The sequence below is a fragment of the Algoriphagus persicinus genome, assembly GCF_035156415.1.
In the GTDB taxonomy this organism is placed as follows: domain Bacteria; phylum Bacteroidota; class Bacteroidia; order Cytophagales; family Cyclobacteriaceae; genus Algoriphagus; species Algoriphagus persicinus.
This window is the reverse complement of the sequence record NZ_JAYEEY010000032.1, coordinates 1-10,508: the sequence shown is the minus strand read 5'-3', so window position 1 is coordinate 10,508 and position 10,508 is coordinate 1. Positions and strand designations below refer to the sequence as shown.

12 protein-coding genes and 1 pseudogene are annotated in these 10,508 nt (G+C 40.7%); 5 read left to right on the top strand and 8 right to left on the bottom strand.

The annotated features are described in order from the left end of the window. Window positions 1-10 precede the first annotated feature (10 nt). The 7 genes from gldB to U3A58_RS19080 all read right to left on the bottom strand — a co-directional run bounded on the left by gldB (window position 11) and on the right by U3A58_RS19080 (window position 7,703). Window positions 11-1,024, bottom strand: coding sequence for a gliding motility lipoprotein GldB (gldB, locus tag U3A58_RS19110; protein WP_323826002.1), 1,014 nt, complete (start codon window positions 1,022-1,024; stop codon window positions 11-13). Window positions 1,025-1,124: 100 nt separating this feature from the next. Beyond that, entirely contained in the window at window positions 1,125-2,498 is a 1,374-nt protein-coding gene (locus U3A58_RS19105) for an alkaline phosphatase family protein (protein ID WP_323826001.1), read from the bottom strand. A 1-nt stretch (window position 2,499) separates the two neighbouring features. Further along, complete coding sequence (eboE, locus tag U3A58_RS19100) at window positions 2,500-3,711, bottom strand: metabolite traffic protein EboE (protein WP_323826000.1); 1,212 nt, start codon at window positions 3,709-3,711, stop codon at window positions 2,500-2,502. 23 nt (window positions 3,712-3,734) lie between these two features. Beyond that, complete coding sequence (locus U3A58_RS19095) at window positions 3,735-4,889, bottom strand: 3-dehydroquinate synthase (RefSeq protein ID WP_323825999.1); 1,155 nt, start codon at window positions 4,887-4,889, stop codon at window positions 3,735-3,737. Window positions 4,890-4,959: 70 nt separating this feature from the next. After that, window positions 4,960-5,874, bottom strand: coding sequence for a UbiA-like protein EboC (gene eboC / locus U3A58_RS19090; RefSeq protein WP_323825998.1), 915 nt, complete (start codon window positions 5,872-5,874; stop codon window positions 4,960-4,962). Window positions 5,875-5,876: 2 nt separating this feature from the next. Beyond that, on the bottom strand, window positions 5,877-6,782 hold the full coding sequence (locus tag U3A58_RS19085) for a TatD family hydrolase (RefSeq protein ID WP_323825997.1): 906 nt from the start codon (window positions 6,780-6,782) through the stop codon (window positions 5,877-5,879). 39 nt (window positions 6,783-6,821) lie between these two features. Further along, window positions 6,822-7,703: an EboA domain-containing protein gene (locus U3A58_RS19080; protein WP_323825996.1), complete on the bottom strand. Its 882-nt coding sequence runs from the start codon at window positions 7,701-7,703 to the stop codon at window positions 6,822-6,824. A 295-nt stretch (window positions 7,704-7,998) separates the two neighbouring features. Between U3A58_RS19080 and U3A58_RS19075 the strand changes: the two genes are divergently transcribed. The 5 genes from U3A58_RS19075 (at window position 7,999) to U3A58_RS19055 (ending at window position 10,405) form a co-directional block, all read left to right on the top strand. After that, entirely contained in the window at window positions 7,999-8,640 is a 642-nt protein-coding gene (locus tag U3A58_RS19075) for a transmembrane-type terpene cyclase (RefSeq protein ID WP_323825995.1), read from the top strand. Between the two features lie 88 nt (window positions 8,641-8,728). Then, complete coding sequence (locus U3A58_RS19070; RefSeq protein ID WP_323825994.1) at window positions 8,729-9,133, top strand: UPF0158 family protein; 405 nt, start codon at window positions 8,729-8,731, stop codon at window positions 9,131-9,133. A gap of 272 nt (window positions 9,134-9,405) precedes the next feature. Continuing rightward, the gene (locus U3A58_RS19065) at window positions 9,406-9,747 is read left to right on the top strand and encodes a type II toxin-antitoxin system RelE/ParE family toxin (protein WP_323825993.1); all 342 of its coding nucleotides are present in this window, start codon (window positions 9,406-9,408) and stop codon (window positions 9,745-9,747) included. A 5-nt stretch (window positions 9,748-9,752) separates the two neighbouring features. Next, a complete protein-coding gene (locus U3A58_RS19060; protein ID WP_323825992.1) occupies window positions 9,753-10,055 on the top strand; it encodes a helix-turn-helix domain-containing protein in 303 nt (100 codons plus the stop codon). Between the two features lie 176 nt (window positions 10,056-10,231). Then, complete coding sequence (locus U3A58_RS19055) at window positions 10,232-10,405, top strand: helix-turn-helix domain-containing protein (protein WP_323825991.1); 174 nt, start codon at window positions 10,232-10,234, stop codon at window positions 10,403-10,405. A 2-nt stretch (window positions 10,406-10,407) separates the two neighbouring features. Here the strand turns inward: U3A58_RS19055 and U3A58_RS19050 are convergent. Further along, window positions 10,408-10,508 (bottom strand): annotated as a pseudogene (locus U3A58_RS19050) (IS1595 family transposase); the annotation flags it as partial.

The window sequence follows — 10,508 nt, the reverse complement described above, 5'->3', positions numbered from 1 at the left end:
GGTCTCCTTTCTACTCCTTTGGTTTCCTGGGTCTATATCCTGATTCTCTGAAAATTTTCTCTGCATCGGATTCTGCCATCAGCACGTCCAGAGGGATATCTTGGTTGAATTGGTAATCGTCCACGATGTTCCATCCTAGCCAACGGCCCAATCGACCGGGAGCTTTTGTGCTTATTGCATCTGTAAATGGGGCTTCCCCTATGTATTTTCTAATTTCAAATGGGTTAGTCTCGTAGAGCAACTCATTTTCCACGAAGTGGGACCAAATAAATTCCTCATTGTCAAAGCTCTCAGTAATCGCCTCAGGTGTATAGCCGATGATGTATTGATCAGAAGTACATGGCAGAATAGCCTTGCTAAAATGATAAGTTTTACCGTAATAAATCATCTCGGCAAGGAGGGTATTATCTGTAGGATTAGTTTCATTAAATCTGGCAGAAATCGCCATCACTATCATCGGCACAATGAAAGGGCGATCATACCGTTCTGCCATATACCTTGGAAGCTCTGGCTGAAAAGAGTGTGTTGGCGGCAAAAAATAATCTAGACCAATCACGATAAGATCGTCGGTCACCACCAGGTCAGAATTAAAGCCAGAAGTAAAGGTGTAAACCTTGGGTACCTGGAATTCGGGGAAGTAATATTTGATGGCTTTGAAAGCATTTTCAAGATCTTTTTCTACATCCGAAAAATCTCTAAAAGCTACTTCCACAGAATCGTAAAGTACTTTCATGGAGGAATCTTGATGAATAGCGAGCAGTTCAGCGGCTAGACTATCAGGACTTGGATAGAGATCCAGCTGCAGGTATTCTTTGGTGAATTCCGGATGCTCCTCAAATAGATACTTGAATTCCTCAGTTGATTTTGAAGTGAAAAAATCATTTTCCATGCGGGTGATGCTGACAGTGAACTCTTGATCTAAGATTTCGGAAGAAAGTTCACAGCCTTCTTCCTTTTTGCCGCAGGCAAATGCCAAGATCAGTAAAAGAGAAAAGTATAGGTATCGTGTGTAGCTGATAAGCATGAATGAGTTTTTTTCAAAAATAGGAATTGCAACGGTAAGAATTGAAATAGTGCATGTATTCGACTGTCGCCAGAATCCAGTGAAAATTAGTGAGACTTAACTAGCCACGAACTGCCTTCAAAATCACCTCATAAACATCCGTAGGCTGGATTGTCTCTGAACTCACCAAGCTCTTCGCTTGAGAAACCAAGAGCGGCTTATCCAAATGATCCTCACTTAATCTTCCATGTGCGCCTTTTACAAGTGTTGCGTCCAATGGTATCACATCCATTAAGTATCGGAAACCTAGCTTTTTCTTCAAGACTTTTGAACCCACAGTAAGCATTGGGTACTTAATATCTGGGCTCAAAATGAGCTCTACTGGATCATAACCCGGTTTTTTGTGAATATCCACACAGCGGGCATAATCCGGTGCTTTTGCATCATCGAGCCAGAAATAATAAGTAAACCAAGAATCTTTGTCTGCCATTACAACTAAATCCCCAGAGCGCTCATGATCTAAGTGATACTTCTTTTTCCCTTCCTCATCCAGCACCATTTCTACGCCTGCAGTCTCTTCCAATACCTTTTTCACCTGGGGCAAAATGGCTAAATCATTCACATGCACATGGGCAACCTGATGATCTGCCACTGCAAAAGCTTTGGAAGTGCCTGCATCCAATGTCTCTAATCCCTGCTCATTTTTCACTTGAATCCAACCTCGATTTCTAAAAATCCTATTCAAATGAACTGGCTTGCTCACTGATGTAATCGCATATTCAGATAGTAAAATCACCTGCGTCCCCTGCTTTTCGAAGTAAGTGATCAAATCTTCAGCTAGCTCATCTACTTCCTTGAGATACTTTCCGATTTTGTCGAAATCTATTCCATACTTCTGAAGAGAATAATCTAAATGCGGAATGTAAATCAGGTTGAGGGTTGGGTTGTGCCATTCATCTACTTTCTTCGAAGCTTCAGCAATCCACTTGCTTGAGGCTATGTTGGCATTTGGACCCCAAAAGGAGAAAAGAGGAAATTGCCCCAATTCTTGTTGAAGCCTATCACGAAGCTCCATCGGCTGGCTATGACAATCAGGTTCCTTCCTGCCATCGGCAAGATATAGTGGCCGTGGTGTTACGGCATAATCTGCACTTGAATACATATTGTACCACCAAAACATATTCGCTACAGTGAAATCAGGATTTTCTTTCTTTAGCGTTTCCCAAACCTTCGGCGACTGTACCAACTTATTGGACTGGCGCCAAAACTTGATTTCACATTCGTCTTGGAAGTACCAACCATTTCCCACAATACCATTTTCACTTGGCCACTTTCCGGTCAAATAAACAGACTGAGCAGAACAGGTAACAGCGGGCAATACTGGCTCCACTACTGCTCGTTTACCTTTTTCAATCCACTTTTTCAAGAAAGGCGTATGCTCACCGATTAGCCGGGGAGAAAGAGCAACGATATCTAAGACAACGGTTTTCTTCATTTCAATTCATTTTATTGATTACCCATTCCAATTCTCTGGAAATAGATTCGCCTAAACTTAAGCGCGTGTCTTCGGGTAATACCTCCCAAGTATAGGTCTCAACTTCCAGATGATTAGTCAAAGAAGGATTTTTTAAAATTTCATTGAGAACAATTGAAATTTGATCCTGAGTGGAAGCAAGTGCTCCATAATTATCCAGAAAGACGGGGACGTGAAAATGGATTCTCCACTCATCTTCATTCGTATTCCCCAAGACCTTGAGTGCTTGCGGCAAGTCAGGATAAGATTTTAATGTACCGTTTTTCAGCCTTGCCACCACTTGATGCAGGTAAGTAGATTCCTCAAAAGGCAATAATTTCACCTTTACCAAATCTCTGGCTTCTGGCTCTGCAGGGATCAATACTTTTAAAGCAGCAGAAATCTGGATCTTTCCGATCTTGATTCCGGCTTTTTGGAATTTGGCAAATGTATCAGCAGGCTTTTCATAGACAATAGCAAAATGACATACATCGTAACAGACTTGAATATGCTCTTTGAGGTATTCTTCTGCTAACTCCTCAGAAATATTGAATTTTTCGGCAAGCCATGGTTTTCCCAAAGGAAGCAGCCACTCTGAAAATAGCCGGATCATCTCCTCGGAATTTTCAAGAATCCCATCTGGTTCCGGCTCTATATCCAAGTGCAGCGATTTACCGGTTTGCTTTTTGATTTCTACTAATTCAGAAACCACCTCTAGTAAATGTTGTGTGGCTGTCAGCATCCCGGCATCCAATGCGGCTTTGGATTTGAACCAGTGTCTGTAGGAAATAGGTGAAGTAGAAATACCTCCATCCAACCCTTCAGGTAAAAGTTGAGCTAAAATCCGAAAGGATCTGATGGTATAGTCGCGACGATCGGTAGTAGTCCAATCGGGAAAATGAACCTGGTCTTTTACTGTAGTGCGGTGAAAATCTCCGTATGGAAATCCATTCAAGGTGAAAACATATGCGTGATTAGCTTCCAACCAACTCTTAAATTTAGTTAATTGTACTGGGTTTTCGAGTAGGAGGCTTGCTTCATGGGAAATCCGTAAGCCAATACCAAAAGGCTTATCTACATGTAAGCGATCCTTTATTTCCGGAATGTATTTTTTGAGATTTTCGAAGGTCGCTTCCCAGCTTTCTCCTGGGTGAATATTGCTGCAGTAACTGAGGTGAAAACCTTTGATTTCCATGAATAAAGATGGTTTTTACTGAATTAACTATTGATCAAATTTTCTTTTTGATTGAAGCTTTTGAGTTTTGCTATAGACTGATGAATTAGCTGATGATCCATTTCGTGAACTTCCTCGCCTTTGCCCAGGTCTTTCAAAAGCATAATAGTGAGTTGACCGCCTAAGTGTTCTTGGAATTCCTGTAAGCCTTTGATAAGGTTATCTCCACCTAATTCTGGGGCGAAAAGCTCAAAGCCTAAGGTTTTAAAGACCGTAATTATTCTAGAAAGATCAGGTTCTGAAATCCATCCTTTAAGATATGAATAGGTAGAATCCAAGGCAATTCCGATAGCCACAGCTTCACCATGACGAATTCTGAAATCACTTAAATGTTCTAACTTATGAGCTGCCCAGTGACCAAAATCCAATGGCCTAGAAGAACCGAACTCGAATGGGTCTTTTCCGGAAATATGATCTAAATGCATCTGAGCGCATCGAACGATCAATTCTTGCATGGGCTGCATTTCACGGGATGCGAGAGCTGCAGAATGAGCTTCAATCCAGGTAAAAAAGCTTAGATCTTTGATCAACGCCACTTTTATCGCTTCGGATATGCCGGATCTCCAATCTCTGTCATCTAGGGTTTTCAGGAAATCAAAGTCATTCAGCACTGCGTAAGGTGGGGTAAAAGTCCCTAAGTAATTCTTTTTGCCAAATAGGTTCACAGAGTTTTTTACACCTACCGCAGAGTCATTTTGCGAAAGAACGGTGGTAGGAATACGGATTAATCGAATGCCTCGATGTGAAATCGCTGCAGCAAAACCAACCATATCAATAACCGCCCCGCCACCTATCACCGCGATATAAGAATGCCTATCAATTCCAAACAAATGCGTTGCTTCCACTATTTTCTTATAGATGGCCTCATCATTTTTTGAGGCTTCCCCACCTACTACGACGATAGGATCACATGCAATTGAAAAAGATTCAGAATGGGCTTTCGCATAAGCTGTTAGCTGTAAAACCAACTGAGGATGGGCTTCTGCAACTCCACTGTCCACCACGAAAAGAACCTTAGCATGTCTGTCTTTGGCCAGCAGATCAACAAATGTTCTATTTCGCAAAGAGAAAATAGCTTCCGAAAAACATACAGGATATTTATAGGGTACTGAAAATACTTGTTCAATAATCGTATTCATGGCAACAGGGTATGGGCTTAGGCTGTATACTGGAATAAATACAATTCCGAGCCCTTTTTAGTTCTTTGTGTCAGGTAACAGCAAATTTCTTGGCTAACCAAAGTGAAATCGGCAGCAACAATAACACAATTATTCCAATCTGCCATCCTGCGAAAGCTGCTGTAATGGATGCATTGACAATGACTAGGGAAATAACGGCAGCTTTGACGGATTTGCCTATGAGTTTTGGGTTTTGGTTGCGAATAGCTTTGACCAAAGGTGGAAAAATCATGTAGCTGAGTAACGCTAAGAAAGGAAAAACTTCCCATATCTCTGTTTTGTGTACAATTGGCATAGCACCAATGATAAAGATCACAATCACATACATGGATAAACCTCCATAGAGTGCATTTCTGTTTTTGCCATGTACTTCTCCACGACTGATCATGGTGATCGCAGCTACAAATATCAATGGGATAAATCCCAAAGGCCAGACTGTAGGAAGTAAATCAGGAACTACACTGACGCCGAGAAACAAATTACCTGCTCGGCAAAGTCCCATGTTTATTGGGCCTAAGAAATTCTGGTGTTTTCCCCAATAATCATAAAGTACAGCCAGTACGGCCACCGCCAATGCTAATCCTGCAGCAATAGTATTCACCTGAGCTGCTGCTACCACACCTAATACCAAGAGCAAAAATGACATCCAGGCTGCCCCAGCTTTGGAAGCTCTTCCACTTGGGATAGGGCGCTCTGGCCTCTCCACCGCATCTAGGTCTGAATCGAACACATCGTTGAAGGCAACTCCACCCGCATACAATCCAATTGTACTCAATGAAAGCCATCCCAGATTAATTAGAAATTCATTAGCTCCAGACCCCCAATCTGCAATTATAAATCCCCATGCACCTGCCACCGCAAAGCCAGCCCCGATATCGGCAATTGCTGTGACTACATTTGCTGGGCGCGTGAGCTGAAGGTAGGCGAAAAGACGGGAAGACCCCATAATTAATTCTCTACAACATTAGAAGAACCTTCTACTTTAGGTGTTTGTCCGCCTCGAAGCACCGAGTTACCGCTCATTTTTTTGGTTTGATCCAAAGGCGCTGCGTTTAGCCAGTCTTGCTCATCCATTTGCCCACTTTGGCCAAAGGCTGTCAAGGCATTTTGGTACGTGACTAGCTTGATATGTTCTTCTGGTATTCCGGATTTACGCATAAGGTCAGCAGTTTTTGGCACTGCCAATGGATCTGAAATCCCCCAATCCGCCGCTGAATTTACTATAATCCGCTCCGGACCATACTGCTTCACGATATCCACCATGCGCTCAGACCCCATTTTGGTATGTGGATAAATAGTAAATCCGGCATAATATCCACGGTCTAAAACTTCTTTTACTGTCTCTTCATTGTTATGATCTACGATCACCATTTTAGGATCCAGGCCATGTTCCTCGGATACATCCATGCTACGAATAGTGCCTTTTCTTTTATCTCTGTGTGGTGTGTGGATAAGTACCGGGAGATCGACTTCTTTTGCCAGTTCTAACTGTAGTCTATAAAATCTGTCCTCCGCTTCGGTCTGGTCATCGTAGCCAATTTCTCCAATCGCTACTACCCCTTCTTTGCCTACATAAAGCGGCAGCAATTCCATCACCTGTTCTGCCAAAGCTTCATTATTCGCCTCTTTGGAATTCAAACCCATCGTACAATAATGAACTATACCGAATTGACTCGCACGAAAGCGCTCCCAGCCAATGAGCGTACTGAAATAATCTTTAAAACTGCCAACTTCCGTCCGTGGCTGACCTAGCCAAAATGCAGGCTCAATCACTGCGACTATACCCGCTTTTTGCATGGCTTCATAGTCATCAGTAGTGCGGGATACGACGTGGATATGTGGATCTATATACATGGTATTTGAATTTAGAATGAAGGATTGTAAAATTAGTAATTAAACACGAGTAAGCTGAAACGCCGAACCAACGGTTTCCCAAGCAATAGCCTCCCTATCAAGACTGGACTCTTGAGCTGGAAGTGACTCCAGCAATTCTTTCGCCGGAGCATAGGCCGATTCTTTCAGGGTCAATAGTACAGCTTTAACCTGTAGCTGATCTTTAGTGGCCAATGCTTTTTTCAGATCATCCAAGTACATGTCATTGACAAAAGGAGCCACCAATCTCCATATCTCCGGCATTACAACTCTTCCAGCTGCCCAGCGTTCATGGGCAAAATCTCTTGCTATTGCCGCCAGAGCAGGATTTCTTCTTTCTTTCAACCCTTGAATTCTATACAATGGGTGCTGCATGAAGATAGCTTTCAATACCATTTGATTCCAATTGGCTTCGGGGAAATACTTAGCTGGAAAGGGATTGTCCAAAGCAATGGCATCGAATACCAAAGAAATATTTGTGCGCAAGCCATCAATTGCTCTTGGAATTAAATCCTCCTGAAAGGGCATAAGTGGCAACGCCGCAAATAAGGCCTGATGCTCATGCATGTCGGCCGTTTCAAAAAGCTGATTCATTGTTGCAAACCAAGACTCTTTCTGCTGTGGATAACTCAGCATCAACACCGTGCGTGCAGTTTGTAATTGATTCCAAAACTGAGGTTCAAAGCCGGAAGTTAGCTGATTTGCTTTTGCGCTATCGTCAGCAGAAAAGGAGATTTTTTCTTTTTTGAAGTATCTTGATGACTGACTGAAAGCCAGAAAAAATGTAGAAGGAATAGCTTCTGAGGTAATCTTGTCAGCTTGCTTACTGAGCCAATCCAATCCTTTCGGATTAGCTGATCTTGCAAGCAATTGTGTGAGAAAGCTTATTATTTGATTTTCCATAATACAGGTTACCGTTTTGGGCGTAGCGTCAACTTTACGGTGATTTTATAAAATACGTGGAAATCTACTAGAATATCCACTTAGATTATGCTCAGCGGTAGTAAAAAGTGCCATACCTGACAAAAATCATTTTCTGACAAAATCAGAGGTCATGTATTGTGTTTTTCCCTTATCTTTTTGGGACTTTTGAAACAAGAGTTCCCTGTGTAGAGAATAGAATGAAGCTTGATTTTGGAGGGAAAAGTGCTCATTTCCTTGTTTCAAAAGGCTTTATTTTCTTGATGATAAATTACTTATGACCCTAAGCTCACTCTTTATTGCACTATGTGGATTAGGCTGGATCATCGCCTATATTGAAGCTTTGCGAGTGGGCTTTCGGGATAAATCTTATGGAATTCCCTTTCTTACCCTTTCCTTAAATTTCTCGTGGGAGATATATTATACTTTTCAAGGCTACTTAGTGTTTGGTTACCATGTCTCTACCCTTGTCAATTTCATATGGATACTCATAGATATAGGAATATTGTTCACTTACTTCAAGTATGGACATCATGAGGTAAAAGCGAATAAGGTCACTTTTTTAGCTCAGTCGAGTGTAGTTCTGATTGCTTGCTTTGTGATACAGCATGTGGCGTTTCAATGGTTGGGAATAGTAAACGGAGCACTTTATATAGGTTACCTGATTAACTTCTTGATGTCCTTCTTATTTATCCGGATGTACTTCCGTAGGCCTGATTTGAAAGGGCAATCTCTGTTGATAGCCATTCCAAAGTGCCTCGGCACTTTTTCCACCACGCTATTATTTGGAATAATCGGCTCCAAAACTGCAGGAGGAGTACACGAGCCAATTCTGTATATTGGTGTGATAATCTTTGTTACGGATTTGATTTATATTTCTCTTGTAGCAAGGAGGAGGAAAAAACTTCTTCAGAGTTAAGGCAACTCTTATCGCTTGATCATAAAGTTTAACTTTGAAAAGTAATGGATTATTATAAGTGAGGCTTTCGAAAAAAAAGGTGCAATCAATGACTCTGACAGAACAACATATCGAAGAAATCGCCGAACTCCTTGACTGCGGAATGCTCTGCTTCTTTCACATTCCAACGGGAACAATTGAATCTCATCCTGATTCAGAGGATCTGTATTTAGACCCAGAACCTTGGAAAGAGCTCATCGAAAAACTTGAATCTGATTGGGGCAACTACATGCGATTTGAAAAAATGGATTCCCGTGAGGGATTTACGGTGATGGAAAATTTCGCGTATTCAATGACTGATAGCAAGTTTAGAGAAAAGCTTTTAGACCAACTCTCCAAGCGGAAACCCTTTCAGAACTTTAAGTATGCGATCGACACATCTCAGTATAGACAAGACTGGTTTGACTTCAAAAAGGAGGCATATATTGATTTTGTGAAAGGGCAAATAATGTAGAAACCAGTTTACTCCGCCTAAACTTACATGCCCAAAATCGGAATGATGGGTTAAGAAGGATATCATGATTTGAAACTCCAACCCAAAATAAATGTCACAAGCTTTTGATAGTTAATCAACGCAATCCTCATTTGATCTCAACATATCCGAAAGATGCGTACGATAGCGATATAGTAGGAATGGTGTAGATGCAGTTGTTAATCGCAATAAAAAACAGTCCAAAGAATTAGAAAAGCACATTTTAATGTTCCATTATTCGTTAACTTTGTAGCGTGGAGATAATTAGAGAAATAGTTTTTTATAAAGACCATTTTGAAACCTTCTTTGAGACCTTAAACGATAAGGCAAAGGGCAAAATCGATGAAGTGCTCTACATGATTTCAATTTTGGAGCGAATTCCTACAAAATTTTTCAAGAATATTCAAGGAATAAAAGACCTCTACGAAATACGAATAGAATATGAAAGTAATATCTACCGAATATTCTGTTGTTTCGACAAAGACAGTTTGGTTGTCTTATTCAATGGTTTTCAGAAAAAATCACAAAAGACACCAAAGAAAGAGCTGAAAAGAGCAGAAGCTATAATGATTGAATACTTTGAAAACAAAAAATAAAAACGATGGAACCTATAGATGAAAATATCAAGACATTTAGTAGCCACCTTAACAAACGCTACGGCAAAAGTGGTTCTAAAAACCGAACAGAGTTTGAAATCAAAGCAAAGGCATTTGCTATTGGCGAACTTATAAAGGAAGAAAGAAAACTTGCTGATATGACCCAGGAGCAACTTGCTGAAAAAATTGGTGCAAAGAAAAGTTTTATCTCAAGAATTGAAAATGGCAAAAGTGACATACAACTTTCTACTCTCTACCGACTGTTGGAATATGGACTTGGCAAAAAAATAAGCTTTACTGTGAAATAGATATAGCCTATTCGCCCCGGTCTGTTTCTTCACAGACCGGAATATGGCTTAAGAATTCCTTGTTAGGAAACAATCATGTTTTAAAACTGAGTGTCGTGAAAATGTCGTGAATAAGTCGTTGCTGATTTTTGTAAAAATTTTAAACTAATTATAATCTTACTAAAATTTCGAATTGAATGGAAGAGGAAGATTTTGGAAAAAAATTAATTGAAGTTAGAAAAGTAAAAGGATTAACACAGGCTGAGGTTGCAGAAATGTGTAAAATAGCAACACGCACAATTCAGCGGATTGAAACTGGTATTGTTAAACCTAGAGCTTTTACAATTAAACTCATAGAGGTGGCCATTTAACATCATATCAAATTCTGGATATATAATTTTTCAGCCTTAACCATTCTGTTGATCAGATTATGGAAAATGGTCTCTTTACTCTGAGACCGATTTGTTCTGTAGG

Coding starts and splice junctions, on each gene's coding strand:
- U3A58_RS19060 (WP_323825992.1), top strand. CDS start 9,753: ATGGAACCTATAGATGAAAATATCAAGACATTTAGTAGCCACCTTAAC.
- eboE (WP_323826000.1), bottom strand. CDS start 3,711: ATGGAAATCAAAGGTTTTCACCTCAGTTACTGCAGCAATATTCACCCA.
- U3A58_RS19080 (WP_323825996.1), bottom strand. CDS start 7,703: ATGGAAAATCAAATAATAAGCTTTCTCACACAATTGCTTGCAAGATCA.
- U3A58_RS19085 (WP_323825997.1), bottom strand. CDS start 6,782: ATGTATATAGATCCACATATCCACGTCGTATCCCGCACTACTGATGAC.
- gldB (WP_323826002.1), bottom strand. CDS start 1,024: ATGCTTATCAGCTACACACGATACCTATACTTTTCTCTTTTACTGATC.
- U3A58_RS19075 (WP_323825995.1), top strand. CDS start 7,999: ATGACCCTAAGCTCACTCTTTATTGCACTATGTGGATTAGGCTGGATC.
- U3A58_RS19105 (WP_323826001.1), bottom strand. CDS start 2,498: ATGAAGAAAACCGTTGTCTTAGATATCGTTGCTCTTTCTCCCCGGCTA.
- U3A58_RS19070 (WP_323825994.1), top strand. CDS start 8,729: ATGACTCTGACAGAACAACATATCGAAGAAATCGCCGAACTCCTTGAC.
- eboC (WP_323825998.1), bottom strand. CDS start 5,874: ATGGGGTCTTCCCGTCTTTTCGCCTACCTTCAGCTCACGCGCCCAGCA.
- U3A58_RS19055 (WP_323825991.1), top strand. CDS start 10,232: ATGGAAGAGGAAGATTTTGGAAAAAAATTAATTGAAGTTAGAAAAGTA.
- U3A58_RS19095 (WP_323825999.1), bottom strand. CDS start 4,889: ATGAATACGATTATTGAACAAGTATTTTCAGTACCCTATAAATATCCT.